The sequence below is a fragment of the Amycolatopsis sp. NPDC051373 genome (assembly GCF_040689465.1).
Taxonomy (GTDB): Bacteria; Actinomycetota; Actinomycetes; order Mycobacteriales; family Pseudonocardiaceae; genus Amycolatopsis.
Genome location: NZ_JBFBAE010000013.1, coordinates 1 through 18,244, shown reverse-complemented (window position 1 = coordinate 18,244; position 18,244 = coordinate 1). Strand labels below are relative to the sequence as shown.

The 18,244-nt window shown below is 70.4% G+C and carries 21 protein-coding genes and 1 tRNA gene; 15 read left to right on the top strand and 7 right to left on the bottom strand.

Annotated features, from left to right (window positions below; genetic code table 11):
- Positions 1 to 2 precede the first annotated feature (2 nt).
- On the top strand, positions 3 to 824 hold the full coding sequence (locus AB0383_RS24525) for an acyl-CoA thioesterase II (RefSeq protein ID WP_285971976.1): 822 nt from the start codon (positions 3 to 5) through the stop codon (positions 822 to 824).
- Here the strand turns inward: AB0383_RS24525 and AB0383_RS24520 are convergent.
- Complete coding sequence (locus AB0383_RS24520; RefSeq protein WP_364186997.1) at positions 793 to 1,344, bottom strand: hypothetical protein; 552 nt, start codon at positions 1,342 to 1,344, stop codon at positions 793 to 795. The genes AB0383_RS24525 and AB0383_RS24520 overlap by 32 nt on opposite strands.
- Before the next feature lie 128 nt (positions 1,345 to 1,472).
- On the opposite strand from AB0383_RS24520, the gene AB0383_RS24515 reads away from it, so the two are divergent.
- Complete coding sequence (locus AB0383_RS24515) at positions 1,473 to 1,748, top strand: hypothetical protein (RefSeq protein ID WP_364187000.1); 276 nt, start codon at positions 1,473 to 1,475, stop codon at positions 1,746 to 1,748.
- Positions 1,749 to 1,900: 152 nt separating this feature from the next.
- Here AB0383_RS24515 and AB0383_RS24510 read toward each other — a convergent pair whose 3' ends face one another.
- From AB0383_RS24510 to AB0383_RS24500, 3 genes are read right to left on the bottom strand one after another with little or no spacing between them, the layout of a single operon-like run.
- Positions 1,901 to 2,017: a LuxR C-terminal-related transcriptional regulator gene (locus AB0383_RS24510; protein ID WP_366188760.1), complete on the bottom strand. Its 117-nt coding sequence runs from the start codon at positions 2,015 to 2,017 to the stop codon at positions 1,901 to 1,903.
- Positions 1,993 to 2,535: a response regulator transcription factor gene (locus AB0383_RS24505; RefSeq protein ID WP_364187003.1), complete on the bottom strand. Its 543-nt coding sequence runs from the start codon at positions 2,533 to 2,535 to the stop codon at positions 1,993 to 1,995. The genes AB0383_RS24510 and AB0383_RS24505 overlap by 25 nt, the downstream gene beginning before the upstream one ends.
- On the bottom strand, positions 2,532 to 2,915 hold the full coding sequence (locus tag AB0383_RS24500) for an ATP-binding protein (protein ID WP_364187006.1): 384 nt from the start codon (positions 2,913 to 2,915) through the stop codon (positions 2,532 to 2,534). Before AB0383_RS24500 ends, AB0383_RS24505 begins: the two co-directional genes overlap by 4 nt.
- 44 nt (positions 2,916 to 2,959) lie before the next feature.
- On the opposite strand from AB0383_RS24500, the gene AB0383_RS24495 reads away from it, so the two are divergent.
- The 4 genes from AB0383_RS24495 (at position 2,960) to AB0383_RS24480 (ending at position 4,677) form a co-directional block, all read left to right on the top strand.
- Positions 2,960 to 3,088 (top strand): hypothetical protein, encoded by a 129-nt coding sequence (locus tag AB0383_RS24495; protein ID WP_364187008.1) that lies wholly within the window; start codon positions 2,960 to 2,962, stop codon positions 3,086 to 3,088.
- Positions 3,085 to 3,312 (top strand): hypothetical protein, encoded by a 228-nt coding sequence (locus AB0383_RS24490; protein WP_364187011.1) that lies wholly within the window; start codon positions 3,085 to 3,087, stop codon positions 3,310 to 3,312. Before AB0383_RS24495 ends, AB0383_RS24490 begins: the two co-directional genes overlap by 4 nt.
- Positions 3,309 to 4,175, top strand: coding sequence for a cyclase family protein (locus AB0383_RS24485; protein ID WP_364187014.1), 867 nt, complete (start codon positions 3,309 to 3,311; stop codon positions 4,173 to 4,175). The genes AB0383_RS24490 and AB0383_RS24485 overlap by 4 nt, the downstream gene beginning before the upstream one ends.
- Before the next feature lie 429 nt (positions 4,176 to 4,604).
- Positions 4,605 to 4,677, top strand: a tRNA-Thr gene (locus tag AB0383_RS24480).
- A 49-nt stretch (positions 4,678 to 4,726) separates the two neighbouring features.
- On the opposite strand, the gene AB0383_RS24475 is transcribed toward AB0383_RS24480, so the two are convergent.
- Entirely contained in the window at positions 4,727 to 5,254 is a 528-nt protein-coding gene (locus tag AB0383_RS24475; protein ID WP_364187016.1) for an NlpC/P60 family protein, read from the bottom strand.
- A gap of 513 nt (positions 5,255 to 5,767) precedes the next feature.
- Here AB0383_RS24475 and AB0383_RS24470 point away from each other — a divergent pair.
- The 6 genes from AB0383_RS24470 to AB0383_RS24445 all read left to right on the top strand — a co-directional run bounded on the left by AB0383_RS24470 (position 5,768) and on the right by AB0383_RS24445 (position 13,879).
- Positions 5,768 to 7,273: a threonine/serine exporter family protein gene (locus tag AB0383_RS24470; protein ID WP_364187019.1), complete on the top strand. Its 1,506-nt coding sequence runs from the start codon at positions 5,768 to 5,770 to the stop codon at positions 7,271 to 7,273.
- An 83-nt stretch (positions 7,274 to 7,356) separates the two neighbouring features.
- Entirely contained in the window at positions 7,357 to 8,799 is a 1,443-nt protein-coding gene (locus AB0383_RS24465; protein ID WP_364187021.1) for a trehalose-6-phosphate synthase, read from the top strand.
- Positions 8,800 to 8,834: 35 nt separating this feature from the next.
- Complete coding sequence (gene otsB, locus AB0383_RS24460; RefSeq protein WP_364187024.1) at positions 8,835 to 11,372, top strand: trehalose-phosphatase; 2,538 nt, start codon at positions 8,835 to 8,837, stop codon at positions 11,370 to 11,372.
- A 153-nt stretch (positions 11,373 to 11,525) separates the two neighbouring features.
- Complete coding sequence (locus AB0383_RS24455; RefSeq protein ID WP_364187026.1) at positions 11,526 to 12,056, top strand: hypothetical protein; 531 nt, start codon at positions 11,526 to 11,528, stop codon at positions 12,054 to 12,056.
- Positions 12,057 to 12,116: 60 nt separating this feature from the next.
- Positions 12,117 to 12,737 (top strand): sigma-70 family RNA polymerase sigma factor, encoded by a 621-nt coding sequence (locus tag AB0383_RS24450; RefSeq protein ID WP_364187028.1) that lies wholly within the window; start codon positions 12,117 to 12,119, stop codon positions 12,735 to 12,737.
- Complete coding sequence (locus AB0383_RS24445; protein WP_364187031.1) at positions 12,734 to 13,879, top strand: hypothetical protein; 1,146 nt, start codon at positions 12,734 to 12,736, stop codon at positions 13,877 to 13,879. The genes AB0383_RS24450 and AB0383_RS24445 overlap by 4 nt, the downstream gene beginning before the upstream one ends.
- Here the strand turns inward: AB0383_RS24445 and radA are convergent, their stop codons facing one another.
- Positions 13,880 to 15,241, bottom strand: coding sequence for a DNA repair protein RadA (gene radA / locus AB0383_RS24440; RefSeq protein WP_364187034.1), 1,362 nt, complete (start codon positions 15,239 to 15,241; stop codon positions 13,880 to 13,882).
- Positions 15,242 to 15,276: 35 nt separating this feature from the next.
- Positions 15,277 to 15,924 (bottom strand): hypothetical protein, encoded by a 648-nt coding sequence (locus AB0383_RS24435; protein WP_364187036.1) that lies wholly within the window; start codon positions 15,922 to 15,924, stop codon positions 15,277 to 15,279.
- Between the two features lie 286 nt (positions 15,925 to 16,210).
- On the opposite strand from AB0383_RS24435, the gene AB0383_RS24430 reads away from it, so the two are divergent.
- From AB0383_RS24430 to ispF, 3 genes are all read left to right on the top strand, one after another.
- Positions 16,211 to 16,702: a CarD family transcriptional regulator gene (locus tag AB0383_RS24430; protein ID WP_033294400.1), complete on the top strand. Its 492-nt coding sequence runs from the start codon at positions 16,211 to 16,213 to the stop codon at positions 16,700 to 16,702.
- Positions 16,703 to 16,766: 64 nt separating this feature from the next.
- Complete coding sequence (locus AB0383_RS24425; protein WP_364187039.1) at positions 16,767 to 17,438, top strand: 2-C-methyl-D-erythritol 4-phosphate cytidylyltransferase; 672 nt, start codon at positions 16,767 to 16,769, stop codon at positions 17,436 to 17,438.
- 5 nt (positions 17,439 to 17,443) lie between these two features.
- Positions 17,444 to 17,908 (top strand): 2-C-methyl-D-erythritol 2,4-cyclodiphosphate synthase, encoded by a 465-nt coding sequence (gene ispF, locus AB0383_RS24420; RefSeq protein WP_364187044.1) that lies wholly within the window; start codon positions 17,444 to 17,446, stop codon positions 17,906 to 17,908.
- The last annotated feature ends 336 nt before the right edge of the window (positions 17,909 to 18,244 follow it).

The window sequence follows — 18,244 nt, the reverse complement described above, 5'->3', positions numbered from 1 at the left end:
GGGTGATCACCGACCCCGTACACCCCGGCATCGACCAGCTCCTCAAGCTGGAACCACTCGAGCGCAACCTCTTCCGCGGCACCAGCCACGAGGGCTCGCCGCAACGGGCGTTCGGCGGGCAGGTGGCGGCCCAGGCGCTCACGGCGGCGGGCGCGACCGTGCCCGAGGACCGGCACGTGCACTCGCTGCACGGCTACTTCATCCGCGGCGGCCGCACGGACCTGCCGATCGTCTACGAGGTGGAGCGCACGCGCGACGGCGGCTCGTTCACCACCCGGCGCGTGGCGGCGATCCAGAACGGCGAGACGATCTTCAGCCTCTCGGCGTCGTTCCAGAAACCGGCCGCCAGCAGCGAACACCAGGCCCGCATGCCCGAGGTCCCGGCGCCCGACGACGTCGAGGTCCGGGACGAGGACGAGCTGCCGATCATGCTGTCGGTGATCGAGGCGCGGTTCATCAGCGACCCGGCGGCGGGGCTGCCGGACGTCGGCAGCGGACCGCGCCAGCGCATCTGGGTGCGCGCGAAGGGCCGGCTGCCGGACAACCCGCTGGCCCACGTGTGCGCGCTCACCTACATCTCCGACATCCGCCTCGCGGGCACGGCGGCGCTGCCCCACCGCGACGAGCCGGGCCGCGCGCAGCTGACCTCACTCGACCACGCCGTGTGGTTCCACCGCCCGTTCCGCGCCGACGAGTGGCTGCTGTTCGACATGGAGAGCCGCAGCTTCACCAACGAGCGCGGCCTCACCCACGGCGAGTTCTACACCACCGACGGCCGGCTGGTGGCCTCCGTCACGCAGGAAGTCCTGCTGCGGCGGCGGTGAGCTCACCGTCCTTGATGGACACTCCATTGAGGACCTTCGTGAGCGCCAGCATCTCGAGCACCGCGAGCAGCGTGTTGGCCACGGCCAGCAGGAGATACACGCCGGCCTGCAGCGAGAGCGTGAACGGGTGCAGCCCCGACGCCCCCGCCAGCAGCACGAAGTGACACACCGCGACGAGGACCAGCGACGCGGCGGAGAGCACGCCCAGCGCGAACAGCAGCCCCCGCAACACGCGCGTGCGGCGCCAGCGCAGGCGGCCGGTCTTCACGAGGTCGGGCGTGCTGACCATCACGAGGCCGCAGCCGTAACCGCAGAAGCCGCCCAGCACGCCGCCGCCGGCCACCAGCGCGGTGGTGGTGTGGTACGACACGGGCACGCGGTACGCGGCCAGGATCGCGGCAACGCAGACCAGCAGGCCGAGCGGCAGGTGCGGCCACCCGAACCAGGGCAGCCTCCGCTCCATGCGGACGATCGTCGGCAGGTCGACATCACGGTACGACCCGGAGTCAAGCAGGGGCATCTCGCCATTCCTGTTCTTCCGGCTATCGGCGCAGCCTAGGCCAGCGCGCGCCCGGCCGCAAAAATGCGGGTCAGGCGCTCGTCCATGGTGGACGGTTTTTTGTCGGTGGTCGTCGCTAGGGTTCCCGTATGAGTTCCGAGGAAAACTCCACTCTCGAAAACGCCGCTTGGGGGAACGCTGTGGGGAACACGATGGGGCACGCTGTGGACGAGGTTGCCGCCGAAGATCTGACGCAGGGCCAGTGGTTCTGGCACGTCCCTGTCCCGGGCCTGGCGGGCTGGCCCCTGCAGGTCGCCACCGCCGAACTCCTGGACGACGCCGTGCGCATCATCACCACCGACGAGGTCCGCGAACTCGTGTCCTACGCCCGCGACCGCCGCGTCCGCCTGGCCGCCGCTTCCTGACTCCCGACGGCCGAAAGCCTTCGCTGCCAGAGTTTCCGACCGGCACGTGGTGATTCGGCGCGTGTTGGTCCAGCACGATTCGATTCAGCAAGATCAATTTCAACGCCGCGGCCCTTCACCGTTGGAGCCGGTCCCTTCAGGCCGGCCCGCCGTCAATCCAGCAAATGCAGGTCCGAAGCCAGCCGCACCAGTTCCGCGCGGCGGTGCACGTCGTGGCGGCGCAGCATGGACGCGATGTGGTACTTCACCGTGTGCGGGCTGAGGTGCAGGTGTTCGCCGGTCTCGTGGTTGTTCTCGCCCCGGCCGATGCCGCGGAGATGTCCAGCTCGCGGCGGCTGAAGGCGGGTGGCGCGGTGTCCCCGCGGGCGCGGCGGTGCAGAAGTTCGCTGGCGATCCGCGGTTCGAACCAGCTCCCCCGAGTGGTGATCTCCCGCAGGATCCCCGGCACGCGCCCGACCGACGTCTCCTTCAGCAGGTAGCCCGCGGCGCCCGCCTCGATGGCCTGGGCGAGGAGTTCCCCGTTGCCGTACGCGCTGAACATCACCACGGACAGCGCCGGGTACCGGCCGGTGAACGTGCGGCACAGGTCGATCCCGTTGCCGCCGTCACGTTCGCCGGTGCGGAGGTCGAGGATGGCGACCGCGGGCTGAACCTGTTCCACCAGCACCTCGCCGTCGGTGACGGTGGTGGCGCCGCCGAGGAATTCCAGGTCGGATTCGCGTTCGGCCATGGCGCGCAGTCCGTCGTGGATGACCTCGTGGTCGTCGATCACGCAGAACCGGATCACGAAGGCACCGGCCAGACCGGGATCGTCGCCTCGACCACCGTGCCGCGGCCCGGCGCCGGGTGCACCGCGAGCGAACCGCCGAGCGACTCGACGGCCGAGCGCATCGCCCGCATCCCGAAGTGGCCGGCCGCGGGGCCGCGGGCGGCGTCGTCGAACGTGCCGTTGTCCGTGACCTGCAGGCTCACCACGCGCGAAACCGCCGTCACCACCCGAACCGCGAGCCGGTCGCAGCCCGAGTGCTGCTCGGCATCGGCCACGGCCTCCTGACCCACCCGCACCAAAGCCTCGGCCACCTCCCGGGCCACGTCCACGTCGTCACCCTCGAGCTCCAAGCTCCGCGGCACGCCGCGGTCGGGCAGGCCGTCGATCCGTTCCAGCAACCTCCGAAGCCTGCATCACGCCCGCGCCGCTCCCGACGACCAGGGTGCCCAGCTCGCCCCTCCTCGCCGACGACGCGGCCGGCGTCGGTCTGCCCGCGGCGCTGCGGGCCGCGGGCCTCGACGACGTGAAGGTCTTCGGCCAGGCCCGTACGGCGCTTCGCTGGGCTACTTGAAGAACGGCACCGAGGCCCGGGCGATCCCGTACGACCTCTACGGCGACATGTGGGCGATCGTCGACAGCATGGCCCGCAAGTTCGCCGGCGTCGCGGTGCCGACCATCCACCCGCCGATGTGGGTCGTCACCAAGGACAACCACCCCGCCGAGGCCGGCAGCGAACTGTTCCCGATCGTCGCCGACTACGACAAGCAGTACGCCGCGCTGTGGGGCAAGGCGTGACGGACGAGGTCCCGGCCGTGGCGCACCTGCTCGCGGGTGCGCCGCGGAACTGGGGCCGCTGGGGCGAGGATGACGAGGTGGGCACCCTCAACCCGTCCTCGCCCGCGCGGGCGGCGCCGCGGCGGTACATGGTGCAGGACCAGGGTTCCTGGTACGGCCCCGAACCACCGGACCTGCCCGGCGGCGCGCGCTACGCGGACGACGTCGTCGTGAGCCACCTGCAGGGCTCGACGCAGTACGACGCGCTCGGCCACGTCTGGTACGACGACACGCTCTACAACGGCTACGACGCCGCGACCACGATCGGCGGCCTGCGCAAGGCGAGCGTGCTGCCGATCGCCGAACGCGGCGTCGTCGGCCGCGGGGTGCTCGTCGATCTGGCGGGGTTCCGAGGCAAACGCCACCTGGACCGCGACGAGACTTTCACCCACGAGGACCTCACCGCCGCGGCCGCCGCGCAGGGCGTGGAAATCCGGCCGCACGACGTGCTGCTGATCAACACCGGCTGGCTCGAGTTCTTCTACTCCGTGCCACGGGAGGAGTTCTTCGGCGAGTCCTATCAGGAACCGGGATTGATCTACACCCCTGAGCTGGCCGAGTGGTTCCAGGCCATGGAGATCGCCAACCTCGCCACCGACACGATCGGCAACGAGGTGCTCATCGACCCCCCGCAACGGCACCACGTTGCTCGTCCACTGTGCGCTGATGCGCAACCTCGGCTTGGTGTTCACCGAGATCTGCGACCTGCGCGCGCTGGTCGCCGACTGCCGTGCCGACGGCCAGTGGGACTTCCTCTACGCGGCGGCACCGCTGAAGGTGGTGGGCGGGACGGGGTCGCCGGTGACCCGATCGTGGTCAAGTAGGCCAGCGGCGACGCCGCCCGGTGCCAAGACCGGCTCAGCCGGACCCACGGTGCTCGACACTTCGTATACGTGAACATGGCTGACGGGCATCGTTTTCTACCGGTTCAACTCGTCACGGGGAATATCCCTGGACGCGGTCAAGCAACAGCCGGCTCTCACCATCGCGGTGTGGCCCGGCTCACTTCCCGCGAGCCCGGGAAATCGGGGGTTCCCGTTTTCGGCAACTGCGAGGACTCAGAATCACATCGGCCTCGGCCGGGGTTTCGCACCCGGCCGAGACCGACGTGACAACTGACCGTTGTGCTCGACGCCCGGGGAAACGTGGACCCGCGAGCGCCGCGGCGCGTGGTGCCAGGCTCGGGAAGCTCGCTCCCGCGGCTGGAGGCCGGGCACCACACCGATATACTTTCGCGGCCTGGTTCAGGCGCTGCCGGCATAGCTCAGTTGGTAGAGCAACCGCCTTGTAAGCGGTAGGTCAGGGGTTCAAGTCCCCTTGCCGGCTCCTTCCGCCCCACAGGTCGCTGATCGATCTTGGGGTTGTTCGCGACCCGTCAGATGCGGCGGGCGTTGTGGAACGGCATCGAGGCCAGCGGCGACAGCTTCACCGGAACTCCGGGCCGGCTGGCGTGCAGGACCATGCCGCCGCCGGCGTAGATGCCGACGTGGCTCACGGGCGTGTAGAAGAACACCAGGTCACCGGGCTGCAGGGCGGCCTTGGAGACGGCGGCGCCCGCCGTGGACTGCAGGCGTGAGCTGTGCGGCAACGCGACGCCGGCCTGCTTGAACGCCCACACGACGAGGCCGGAGCAGTCGTAGGCGTTCGGACCGGCCGCGCCCCAGACGTAGGGCTTGCCCTGCTGGGTCAGCGCGCGGCTGAGAGCAGTGGCGCCAACCCGAGCGCTGGCCGACGCGGAGGCGGCCGGGGCCGCGGTCGCGGCGGACGCGGTGCTCGCTAGGACCGGGCCGGCCGTGGCCGACATCGCGGCGGCCAGCGCGGTCGCCGTCAGGGCGGCGCGGACGAAGCGCCGCTTGCGTGACGGTGCGGCATCGGATCGAACTTCGAATCGGTGGAGTGCCATTTCGGGGTAGAGCTCCTTCGGGGGAGGAGAGCGAATCGCGGGTAACCGCAAGAACACGGGCACATTACGAAACGAAATACGAGAATGCACCAAAGAGTGATCAGTGGCACAGATCAACAATTCCTGCCTGTCAACCGGCGCAAATACCGCGTGGTATCAATGGCAATTTACCGACAGTCAAGACCTGCTCCACCAGCGTGAATGCACCCAAAAAGCAGCCCGCGAAATTCGCTCAGCGGATTCCGGTAAGCACTTTTCGAAACCGGTTTCACCCAGGAATTCGCACTCACGGCACACGCACCCCGGCGCACCCCGGCGCAAGCCTGCCCAGACCACCTCGAACCCCCAGCTCAACCCTCGAAACGAGCGCCCCGGACGACCCTGCGAGACGATCAGGGGCAGACGTGGTGCACACCACTTCCGGATCAGTGCAACGGTCGGGACGCGTCGGCCGATGGTCCCCGGGAACGTCGAGGAGAACGACGCCAGACGGACGAGGAGGTGGGATCGATCATGAAGATCAACGAACGCGCCGACCAGGGGATTCATCGCAGACGGTGGCCGATCCTGGAGCCTCCCCGGCCGAGCTCGAACCAGCGGCACCGGCCGAACCTCCTGCGGCGCCGCGCGTGGCACATCCTCGAGGCGCCGACGGCGGAACAGCCGGCCGTCGAAAACGACGAGGCGCTGGGCCCGCAGCCGCCCGACGACGCGACGGTCAACTTCGTCCTCGACCTCACGCTGCGCATCGGCGAGGTGCAGATGGCCAGCGGCGCCGGTGCGTCCGACGTCACCGCCACGATCCTCGCGCTCACCGCCGCGCTCGGGCTGCCCCACTGCGAGGTCGACGTGATCTTCACGTCGATCACCGTCACGTGCCACCGCGGCACGGACCTGGCGCCTGTCACCGCGTTGCGAGTGGTCCGCTCGCGCAGCCTCGACTACACGCGGCTCACGCAGGCCGAGCTCCTCGTGCGCAAGATCGTCCGCGGCAACATGGGCGCCGAGGAAGCACACACGGAACTGGAGCGCATCACGGCGGCGCCGCACCCGTACCCGCGCTGGGTCGCCACGATCGCGTGGGGCGGGCTGGCCGCGTTCATCACGCTGCTGCTCGGCGGCGGCCCCGATGTGGCCGTGGTGGCGTTCGTGATCTCCTCGGTAGTGGACCGGCTCGGCCGGCTGCTCAACCGCTACCACCTGCCGTTCTTCTTCCAGCAGGTCGTCGGCGGGCTCGTCGCGACACTGTCGGCGATGGCGATCGTGAGCAGCAACGTCCTCACCACCGACCGCCCGACGCTCGTGGTCGCCGCGGCCGTCACGGTGCTGCTGTCCGGGCTGTCCACCGTCTCGGCGGTGCAGGACGCGATCACCGGCTACAACGTCACGGCCGCCGGCCGCACGATGGAGACCGCGCTGATGTCCGCGGGCCTGATCACCGGCGTGGTGCTGGCGCTGAAGATCGCCGTGATGCTCGGCCTGCCGAGCACACCGCTGCCGGAGGTCATCAACTCGACCCCGCAGCAGCTGCCCATCGTGGTCGTCACCGGCGCCGGCGCGGCCGCGTGCTTCGCGCTGGCCTCCTACTCGACGCTGCGCGCGCTGCTCGTCGCCGCGGCGGCGGGTGCCATCGGCGCCCTCGTGTACGGCTCGCTCATGCTCACGCAGTTCGACGCCGTGAGCTCATCGGCCATCGCGGCCACGCTCGTCGGCTTCTGCGGCGGCCTGATGGCGCGGCGGCTGCGCGTCACGCCCCTCGTCGTGGCCGTGTCCGGGATCACTCCCCTGCTGCCCGGCCTGTCCACCTATCGTGGTCTATACCAATTGGGAGTCGAGCCCGGCGGCAACATCTCGACGCTGATGACCGCCGTCGCCATCGGGCTCGCGCTCGCAGCGGGCGTTGTCCTGGGTGAATACCTCGCGCAACCCGTCCGGATGCGGCTCGGACGGCTCGAACGCAAGCTCGCCGGACCGCGAATGGCGGGACCGCTGGAGCCGCCGGAGCGCCGTCTGGAGTAAGCGGTTGACAACCGGCCGGTCACCTGGCGCGCGCTAGGGTTTCACTGGGGCCGCGACCCGCGGAAAACGAGGGAGCAGCTGTAGTGACTGTCGAGCAGAAGACCGCACCGTCCGCCGATTTCGTTGTGGTGGCCAACCGGCTGCCCGTCGACCTGGAGCGCGCTTCGGACGGCGGCCAGCGCTGGACGGCGAGCCCCGGTGGGCTCGTCTCCGCGCTAGAACCGTTCCTGCGCTCGCGCAAGGGCGCGTGGGTCGGCTGGCCCGGCGTCCCCGACGTCGACGTCGAGGAGTTCGACGACGACGGCTTGGTCCTGCACCCCGTCACGCTCACCTCCGCCGAGGTCCGCGACTACTACGAGGGCTTCTCCAACGCCACCCTGTGGCCGCTCTACCACGACGTCGTCGCGCCGCCGGTGTTCGACCGCGCGTGGTGGGACAGCTACGTGAAGGTCAACCGCCGCTTCGCCGAGGCCAGCGCCCAGGTCGCGGCCCATGGCGCGACGGTGTGGATCCAGGACTACCAGCTGCAGCTCGTGCCCACGATGCTGCGCGAACTGCGCCCCGACCTGCGCATCGGTTTCTTCCTGCACATCCCATTCCCGCCCGTCGAGCTGTTCATGCAGCTGCCGTGGCGCGCCGAGATCGTGCGCGGGCTCATCGGCGCCGACCTCATCGGCTTCCACCGCCCCGGCGGCGCGCAGAACTTCCTGTGGCTGGCCCGCCAGCTCGTCGGCCTCGAGCCCACGCGCGGCGCCGTCGGCGTGCGGTCGCGGCCAGGCATGGTGCAGGTCGGCGACCGCACCGTGCGCGTCGGCGCGTTCCCGATCTCGATCGACGCCGCCGGCCTCGACACCCTCGCGCGCAGCAAGGGCGTGATCGAGCGCGCCAAGCAGATCCGCCGCGACCTCGGCAACCCGAAAGCGGTGATGCTCGGCGTCGACCGACTCGACTACACCAAGGGCATCGACCTGCGGTTGCAGGCGCTGCACGAGCTGCTGCACGAGGAGCGCATGCAGCCCGAGGACGTCGCCTTTGTGCAGCTGGCCACGCCGAGCCGCGAACGCGTGGAGCACTACCAGCGCATGCGCGGCGAGATCGAGCAGATGGTCGGCCGCATCAACGGCGAGTTCGCGCGTGTCGGTCACCCGGTCGTGCACTACCTGCACCAATCCGTGAACCGCACCGAGCTGGCCGCCTTCTTCTCCGCCGCCGACGTGATGGTGGTGACACCGCTGCGCGACGGGATGAACCTCGTCTGCAAGGAATACGTCGCCTGCCGTCACGATCTCGGGGGCGCGCTCGTGCTCAGCGAGTTCGCCGGCGCGGCCGCCGAACTGACCAGCGCGTTCCTGGTCAACCCCCATGATCTGGACGGGGTGAAGAACGCGTTGGTGGCTGCTATTACGCTCGACCCCGCCGAGGGCCGACGCAGGATGCGCGCCATGCGTCGACAGGTCCTCACCCACGACGTCGACCGGTGGGCGCGCTCGTTCCTGCAGGCGCTGGGTGCGGAGCCGGTCGACTGACCTCCCCCGTACCGCGCTGGACCTCCTGAGGAGGAGTGTTGACCGCCGAGGCGTTGCCTGCGGAGCTACGGCGCGCGATCGTGCAGATCGCCCGTACCCCGCGCCTGCTGGTCGCCTGCGACTACGACGGCACGTTGGCCCCGATCACCGCCAACCCCGACGAGGCCCGGCCGCTGCCGGAGTCCGTCGGCGCACTCAGATCTCTGGCCGGCCTGCACGAGACCACCACAGCGGTCATCTCGGGTCGCGCGCTGCGTGACCTGGCGACGCTGTCGCGCCTGCCCGCCGAGGTCAACCTCGTGGGCAGCCACGGCTCCGAGTTCGACATCGGGTTCATCCACGCCCTCGACGAGAAGGCGCGTGCGCTGCACCGCCGGCTCGAGGCGGAGCTGGAGAACCTGGTGCTCGACGTGCCGGGCGTGTCGCTCGAGGTCAAGCCCGCGAGCATCGCGGTGCACGTGCGCCGAGCCGAGCACGAGGCCGGTCGCCGCGTGCTCGCCGACGTGCACGAAGGCCCGTCGACCTGGGAAGGCGTGTCGACCACCGACGGCAAGGAGGTGGTGGAGCTCGCGGTCGTCCAGACGGACAAGGGCCGCGCGCTCGACACCCTGCGCCACCAGGTGGGCGCCACCGCCGCCATCTTCCTGGGCGACGACGTGACCGACGAGAAGGCGTTCGCCCGCCTGTCGGGCCCGGACCTGGGCATCAAGGTGGGCGAGGGCGAGACGCTCGCGACCTACCGCGTGCCCGACACCGTCGACGTCGCGCTGGTTCTCGGCTTCCTCCTGGAGGAACGGCGGAACTGGCTCTACGGCGAGTCGGCGCCGCCCATCGAGCGGCTGTCGATGCTGGCCAACGAGCGCTCCGTCGCGCTCGTGACGCCCGACGCGAAGCTCACGTGGCTGTGCCACCCGGGTCCCGACGCGCCTGCCGTGTTCGCCGACCTGCTCGGCGGCCCCGGTGCGGGAGCCTTCTCGATCAAGCCGCACCGCAACGGCCTGCCGCTGGGCCAGCGCTACCTGCCGAACACGATGACGGTCGAAACGCGCTGGTCGCGCCTGCTCGTGACCGACTACCTCGAGCCGGAAAGCCCTTCGCACCGCACGGACATCGTGCGCGTGATCTCGGGCGAGACGGCGGCGGACGTGCTGTTCGCGCCGCGGCCGGAGTTCGGCGGCGTGCCCGTGAAGCTGGTCGCCGAGGGCGACGGGCTGCGGGTGCTGGGCACGTCGGAGCCGTTCGTGCTCCGCTCGCCGGGCGTGGCATGGACCATCACGTCCGACGGGCTGCACGACACCGCCACGGCGCTCGTGCAGCCGACACCGGACAACCCCGTGGTGCTCGAACTCCGTTGCGGCACCACGGATCTCGGCGCCCACGAACTGTCCGAAATAGACCGTCGCGACCGCGCGGGCCGCTACTGGAGCGACTGGGCGGCCAAGCTGAAGCTGCCGACGGTGCAGGCCGAGCTGGTGCGCCGCTCCGCGCTCACACTGCGCGGGCTGGTCAACACCGACTCCGGTGGTGTCCTGGCGGCGGCGACGTCTTCGCTGCCCGAGGAGATCGGCGGCGTCCGCAACTGGGACTACCGCTACTGCTGGATCCGCGACGCGTCCATGACCGTGCGCGAGCTGGTGCACCTCGGGTCCAACGAGGAGGCCGAGGGCTACCTGCAGTGGCTGCACGGCGTGTTGTCCACTTTGGCCGGTCCCGAGCGCCTGCACCCGCTGTACACGCTGGCCGGCAGCGTGATCGGCGCCGAGGCCGTGATCGAGTCGCTGCCCGGGTACGCCGGTTCGCGGCCCGTGCGCGTCGGCAACCTGGCCAACCACCAGGTGCAGCTCGACGTGTTCGGCCCGGTCGTGGAGCTCGTGGTCACCCTGGCCGACGCGCGTGGCGAGCTGCGCGACGAGGACTGGCAGATGGTGCGCGCGATGGCCGAGGCCGTCACGCGGCGTTGGAACGAGCCGGACCACGGCATCTGGGAAGAGCGGCACGTGCCACGCCACCGGGTGTACTCGCGAGTGATGTGCTGGGTCACGATCGACCGCGCGGTGAAGCTCGGCCACGAGTACGGCCGCGACGTGCCGGCCGCATGGCCGGAGCTGCGTGAGCAGATCAAGGCCGACGTGCTGGCGCACGGCTGGAACGACGAGGTCCAGGCCTTCACCACGGCGTACGACGGCACCGACCTCGACGCCGCGTCGCTGTTCGTGGGCCTCACCGGCCTGATCGACCCGGCCGACGAGCGCTTTCAGCGCACGGTGACCGCGATCGAGGCCGAGCTGCGCAGCGGTTCCACGGTGTACCGCTACCGCCGCGACGACGGCCTGCCCGGCGGCGAAGGCGGGTTCCACATCTGCGCCGCTTGGCTGATCGAGGCGTACCTCATCACCGGCCGCCGCAACGAGGCCGAGGAGCTGTTCACGCAGATCGTCGCCTCGGCGGGCCCCACGGGCCTGCTGCCGGAGCAGTACGACCCGATCGCCGAGCGTTCGCTGGGCAACCACCCGCAGGCGTACTCGCACATCGGCCTCATCCGGTGCGCGAACCTGCTCGCCGAGAAGCTGTGAACACCTGTCACCGGCCTAACCGCGTTAGCACAGGTCGGTGACAAGTGCCGTGAAGGTCACCTTGAGAGACCTACCGTCCCTTAAGGTGACCTTCACGAGCATTTGCACGTTCATTCGGCGCTCGGACGCAGGTCGGTGCAAGGAGGTGACGGGATGAAGCAGTACTACGGCGAAGCCACGGACTACGCCCCGCTGCCCCCGCTCTTCGCCCGCCGCGTGCGCACCGGCTCCGTGGTCACCGGCACCGCGCTGCTGGCCGGCACCGCGTTCGTGTTCGGGCTGACCGCGTTCGTGAACCGCCCGCTGCACGGGCACAGCCTCCCCGACGCTCCTGTCGGCGTCATCGGCCTGCTGCTGCCGACGCTCGCGGTGGTGATGACGGCCATCGTCGTGTTCACCTGCCGCAGCTGCCTGCGGGGCGACTACCTCGTGGTCGCCCGCGCCCGAGCCGCGCGCACGGCGCTGGTCGCCTGCTTCACGGCTACCGTCGTCACCTGCCTGCTCGCCCTCACCGCGTCGGCGCTGGTCGACCTGTGGAGCGATCACGACCGCTTCGGCGCGACGGACGTGCTGGCCACCTTCGCCAACTTCGCCCTGGGCCTGCTCGGCTACGCGGCGGGCCTGTTCTACATCCGCCCGTCCGTCACGACGCTGGAGAAGTTCAGCGACCACCCGATCTGGTGAGTCCGGTCACTCCGTGAGCGCCGCTGTGAACGCTGCGGAGCTCTGCGGGCAACACAGGGCATGCAGGTGATCCACGACGGTCCGGAGGCGGCGTTGCCGGACTCGTTCGACCGTCCCGACCTGGGCGTTCCCGATCCGGCGCCCGTGTTCGGCCGGCTCTTCGACGCACACTCGCGCCAGCTGCACCGCTACCTCGCGCGCCGCGTCGGCGACGACGCCGCCCACGACCTCGTGGCCGAGACGTTCCTCGTCGCGCTGCGGCGGCGCGAGTCGTACCGGCCGGACCTGGGCACGGCGCGCTCGTGGCTGTACGGGATCGCGACGAACCTGCTGCGCCACCACATCCGCAGTGAGACGCGGGCGCTGAGGGCGACCGCGCGGCTCGCGGCGGTCGGCGAGCGCTCCACGGCCGGGCACGACGGCCGCGTCGCCGAGCAGGTGGACGCGCAGACCCGCGCGGCGCAGCTCGCCGGCGCGCTGGCGAAGCTCAACGCCGCCGACCGTGACACCCTGCTGCTCGTGTCGTGGGCGGGGCTCGAGCCGACGGAGGTCGCCGAAGCCCTGGGTGTGCCGCCTGGCACGATCCGCTCGCGGCTGCACCGCATCCGGCGCTGGCTTCGGGCCAACGCCGCGTCCGTCCAGCGCACCACCGAGACCGCCGAGGAGGCGAAGGAACTGTGAACGACGACAATGTGCGCCACCTGTGGTCCGACGCCGAGCTCGACGAAGCCCTCGACGCCCTGCATCCCCACGTCCGCACCGATCCCGCTGAGCTGGACCGCGCTCGCGCGACGCTGCTGCGGGCCGCCGCCGCCGAAACCGGCCGCTCGCACATCGCCCCTCCGGCGCTGAAGAAGCGTGGCGGCACGTGGCGCTGGATCGCCGTGGCCGCGGCCGTCGCCGTCGTGACCGGTGGCGTGGTCGTGGCCCGCGAGGTGGTCGAGCGTCCCGCCACGGTCGCCCCGGCGGCCACGGCGACCGCCGACGTGCAGCCCGGTCCCGGTCAGTACACCCACGTGACCAACAACTACATCGACGTCGAGTGGGTGGACGACCGCAGCGCCTTCGCCGTGCAGCAGAAGGTCGAGTTCTGGATCCCCGCCGACCGCTCGGACATGTGGATGCGCAAGTGGACGCGCGAGCCGGACACGGTGCTCCTCACCGGTCAGCGGTCCGACGAGCCGAGCCTGCCCGGGCCGGACTCCACCACGCAGATCGCGGCGGGCGGCGACTTCAAGGCGGAGTTCCCCCACCCTGGCGGCTGGGCCGTCGATGTCCCCGACGGCTGGTACCGGCCGACCCCGGAGTTCGTCGCGAACCTGCCGACGGAGCAGGCGCCGCTGCTGAAGGACGTCGCGTCCGCGCACCCGCCGCCCCAGCGGTCGGGCTACTCCACCGAGGTCCTCCCGCCGATGCAGTCGTACCCCGGCCTGTTCCAGGTGCCGACGTCCGGCGAGACGAGCACGGCGAAGACACCGCTGCCGCCGACCCCCGGGTCGGCCGTCGCCGCCTACGCCGGGCCTGGCGACACACAGATGCGCCTGCTCACGGTGCTCGCGTCGGGGCTCGCGCCGCGTCCGGTGCGCACGGCGATCATCGACGCCCTGCGCGACCAGGCCACCTCGTGGACGAGGAACGACGACGTCGAGACCTACACGGTCAGCTACGGCAACCACCAGCTCGTGGTCGACGTCAACACCCCGACCTCGCAGCTGGTCAGCGCGAAGAACGTCACCAACCAGAACTTCTACGGGATCCACCCGGGCGAGACGCTCAGCGAGGCGAAGTTCAGCTTCGAGATCACCAGCCAGTTCGGGTCGTGATCACTTCGCGTGGTTGGCGGCGTTGAGCGCGCTGGCGACGTCGCCGACCTCGAGGGCGCGGATGCCGTTGGGCAGCTTGCCGGAGTCGGGTGGCACGAGGGCGTGGGTGTAACCGAGCCGCGCGGCTTCCGCGAGGCGGCGCGCGACGTTGGGCACCCGGCGGACCTCGCCGGCCAGCCCGACCTCGCCGACGGCCACCAGCCGCTGGGACAACGCGACGTCGTGCATCGACGACGTCAGCGCCAGGACCAGCGCCAGGTCGATCGAGGGCTCGGTGATCTTCATCCCACCGACCGTGGCGACGTAGACGTCCTTGTCACCCAGCTTCAGCCGGCCGCGTTTCTCCAGCACGGCGAGGACCATGGCCACGCGCGAGGAGTCGAGGCCGCTCACCGCGCGCCTGGGCTGCGGCATGCTCGTGCTCGACACCAGCGCCTGCACCTCGCCCAGCAGTGGCCGTTTGCCCTCCATGGCGACCGTGATGGCCGTGCCCGGCACCGGTTCGGCGGTGCGGCTCATGAACAGCCCGGACGGGTCGGGCACACCGACGATGCCGCCCTCGGTGAGCTCGAAGCAGCCGATCTCGTCGGCCGCGCCGAAGCGGTTCTTGATGCCGCGCACCATGCGCAGCGTCGAATGCTTGTCGCCCTCGAACTGCAGCACGACGTCGACGAGGTGCTCCAGCACGCGCGGGCCGGCGACCGAACCGTCCTTCGTCACGTGGCCCACCAGCACCACCGGCAGCCCGCGTTCCTTGGCGAGCGCCACGAGCCCCGCCGCGACGGCGCGCACCTGCGTGACCCCGCCCGGCGAGCCCTCCACCTGCGGTGACGCCATCGTTTGCACCGAGTCGACGATCAGCACGCCCGGCTTCACGGCGTCGACGTGGCCCAGGACCGCCGACAGGTCGCTCTCGGCCGCGAGGAACATCTCGCCGTGCACGTTGCCCGTGCGCTCGGCGCGCAGCCGCACCTGTCCGGCCGACTCCTCACCCGTGACGTACAGGGAGCGGCCGGCCGTTCTGGCCCACTGGAACGCCACTTCGAGCAGCAGGGTCGACTTGCCGACACCGGGTTCGCCGGCCAGCAGCACCACTGCGCCGGGCACAAGCCCGCCACCGAGCACGCGGTCGAGTTCGGAGACGCCCGTCGCCTTCGCGCGGGCCGTCTCCACGTCGACTTCCCCGATGGGCCGCGCGGGCGCGCTCGGGGCACCCGCGGCCACTCGCGTGATCGCCGGTTTGACCCCGCCCCGCTCTTCGAGCGAGCCCCAGGCCTGGCACTCCGGGCAGCGGCCGAGCCACTTCGCGGCTTCGTACCCGCATTCCGCGCACCGGTAGACGGTGTTGGTCTTCTTCACCACGCGCCGAGGCTATCGGCGGGCACCGACAAAAACCGTCAGGGCTCGACGTGTGCCGGCGCGGCGACCGGCATCGCGACGGTGATCGGGCCCGCGTTGCGGAAGGTGAAGGTGACGTTGATCGTCATGCCCGGCCACAACGGCTGCGTGAGGTCCTGCAACACGACCGTGCCCTGACCCAGCTTCGTGGCCGCACCGCCGTCGCCGGGGGACGCGCTGCTCGTGGCGGTCGGAGCGCCCGAGGAGGTGCCGCCGGGCGGCGTGGAGGCGGAGCTCGACGTGGTCGGCGTGGTCGGCGCGGCCTGCTCGTTGGTCGACTCGACGGCGTCGTCCGGGCCGATGACCAGCGTGTGGCCGGCGACGATGTCGGTGGCGCCGCTGATCTGCGCCGGCGACTTCGTGCCCTCCGAGCTGACCGAGACGAGCTGGTCGTCCTGGGCGCCCTGGTTGACGATCGTGAGCGTGAGCGGCGCGGGCTGGCCGGCCGAGTAGGCGGCGCCCTGCGCGGGGTACTGGACGGCGGCGTCACGCAGCACCAGCGTCTTCACCTGCGCGTACGTGCCGTTGACCGCAGGCTGCTGCGTGTCGGTCTGGGTGATCTGACCGGCCCCGCAACCGGCGAGCACGAGCGCGGCACCGAGCGCCGACACACCTGCGCCGAGCACGCGACGTTTCTGCAGCCTCACGTCGGAGTCCTTCCATCTCACGGCCTCGTCACGACGAAGACTAGCCGGGCGCGTCCGCGCGCGCGGAACCGGTGGGCCCCAACGGGTGCGCCACGACCCAAGATCAACCGTCCAATTAGGATTTCGTACCTGCTGATCAATGCCTTCCCCATCACCTGCATGAGCACGGGCGATTCAGGTTTGTCAACCCCCGCCAAGCCGCTGACCTGCGACGACGATCCCGGGCCGCTAGGTGGCCATCTGAAGACCGTGCTAAGATGGAATCAGCGAAAGGGGCAGAGGACACATGGTTTTCAAGGTCGGAGAGACCGTCGTCTACCCGCACCACGGTGCCGCACTCATCGAAGCCATCGAGACCCGCGTGATCAAGGGCGAGGAGAAGAAGTACCTCGTCCTCAAAGTCGCGCAAGGGGATCTTACGGTTCGCGTGCCTGCTGACAACGCCGAGATCGTCGGTGTGCGTGATGTCGTCGGGCAAGAAGGACTGGACAAGGTTTTCGACGTACTGCGTGCTCCCCACACCGAAGAGCCCACGAACTGGTCTCGTCGGTACAAGGCCAACCTGGAGAAGCTCGCCTCCGGCGATGTGAACAAGGTGGCCGAAGTGGTGCGCGACCTCTGGCGGCGAGAGAAGGACCGCGGACTTTCAGCCGGCGAGAAGCGCATGCTGGCGAAGGCGCGGCAAATTCTGGTCAGCGAGCTCGCGCTCGCGGAAGGCACCGACGAGGACAAGGCGGAAACACTCCTCGACGAAGTTCTGGAAACCGCGACGGTCTGACCCCTGGGGTCATCCGGCTCCCGGCGGAGGCACCGGGCAGCCACTTCTCTACGATCACGACTCGATGAACCAGCAGGTGCAGAGCGTCGCGTTCGTGACTGTCGCACACCACATCGCCGATGAAGAGCGTGCTCTCACGACGGTGAACGGTGAAGTTCTTCTCAAGCACACCGTGCGGGGGCTACTCGGCACACCGGAGCTCGATCTGGTGGTCGTGTCAGCCCCTTCTCGGTGTGCTGAGTCGTTTTCGGACGCGCTGTCGGACCTCGTTTCCGAGCTGTCCGATCGCTGCCGGTTCGTCCCCGGCGCGTCGCTCCGGCAGGTTTTCCCCGCCGTCGAGCCCTCGCTTTCTCCCGGTGCGGTGGTTCTCGTCCACGACGCCCTGCGCGCCTTCACTCCACAACGGACTGTCCGTGATGTACTGACCACGGTCCGTGCAGGTGCGTCTGTCGTAGTCCCGGTGCTCCCGATGGCGGACACCGTTAAGGCGACCGACGCCGGCTTGATCACCGCCACCGTCGACCGCGACGGCCTGCGCACCGCCCAGACCCCCGTCGGCTTCTCGCTCGACGCGTTCAGCGCGGCACTCGCCGAAAGCCCGGACCCAGGCCTCGGCTCCGTGTCCGGCGCCACCACCGTCCCCGGCGATCCCGACGCCATGCGCGTCGCGAGCGCCTTTGAACTCACGCTGGCCGAAGCCCTCGTGGCCGGCGGCGACCAGGAGGCCCCGCTGTGACCGACCTGCGTGTGGGCAACGGCGTCGACGTCCACCCCATCGAACCCGGCCGCGACTGCTGGATGGCCGGCCTGCTGTGGCCCGGCGTCGACGGCTGCGCCGGCCACTCCGACGGCGACGTCGCCTCCCACGCCCTCTGCGACGCCCTCCTGTCCGCCGCCGGCCTCGGCGACCTCGGCGCCGTCTTCGGCACGGGCGACCCCCGCATGGACGGCGCCCACGGCACCGACATGCTCGCCGAAGTCCGCACGCTGCTCGAAGCCGAAGGCTGGCGCGTCGCAAACGCCACCGTCCAGATCATCGGCAATCACCCCCGCGTCGGCAAACGCCGCACCGAAGCCCAAGACGCCCTCGGCGCGGCCATCGGCGCCCCGGTCAGCGTCTCCGGCACCACCACCGACGGCCTGGGCCTCACCGGCCGCGGCGAAGGCATCGCCGCCCTCGCCACCGCCCTCCTCCTCCGCGACTGACCTCCCCCAGTCCGCTCCACCGCTTCTCCAACCTTCCCGCCCTCCCACGCACCCCCCATGCCGCACTGGCGCCCAACGCACCCCACGCCCGCGTTCGGCACACCCAACGCACCGAAAACCACACTGGGACCCCTCGGCCCCCACCCACCGCCACCCACCTGCCCGACTCACCACCCACACAGACCGCGTCCACCCCCGCAACCGCCACCCACCCACGCGACGAAACCTGCACCCAGCCCCACCCCGCACCCCGATCCGAAGCCTCCTTGCGGCCGGCGACGTGTTGTCAAGGCACGCTTTCCCGCCTTGACAACACGTCACCGGCCGTCAACACAA

Coding starts and splice junctions, on each gene's coding strand:
- AB0383_RS24520 (WP_364186997.1), bottom strand. CDS start 1,344: ATGCCCCTGCTTGACTCCGGGTCGTACCGTGATGTCGACCTGCCGACG.
- AB0383_RS24515 (WP_364187000.1), top strand. CDS start 1,473: ATGAGTTCCGAGGAAAACTCCACTCTCGAAAACGCCGCTTGGGGGAAC.
- AB0383_RS24475 (WP_364187016.1), bottom strand. CDS start 5,254: ATGGCACTCCACCGATTCGAAGTTCGATCCGATGCCGCACCGTCACGC.
- AB0383_RS24470 (WP_364187019.1), top strand. CDS start 5,768: ATGAAGATCAACGAACGCGCCGACCAGGGGATTCATCGCAGACGGTGG.
- AB0383_RS24455 (WP_364187026.1), top strand. CDS start 11,526: ATGAAGCAGTACTACGGCGAAGCCACGGACTACGCCCCGCTGCCCCCG.
- AB0383_RS24450 (WP_364187028.1), top strand. CDS start 12,117: ATGCAGGTGATCCACGACGGTCCGGAGGCGGCGTTGCCGGACTCGTTC.
- AB0383_RS24430 (WP_033294400.1), top strand. CDS start 16,211: ATGGTTTTCAAGGTCGGAGAGACCGTCGTCTACCCGCACCACGGTGCC.
- AB0383_RS24425 (WP_364187039.1), top strand. CDS start 16,767: ATGAACCAGCAGGTGCAGAGCGTCGCGTTCGTGACTGTCGCACACCAC.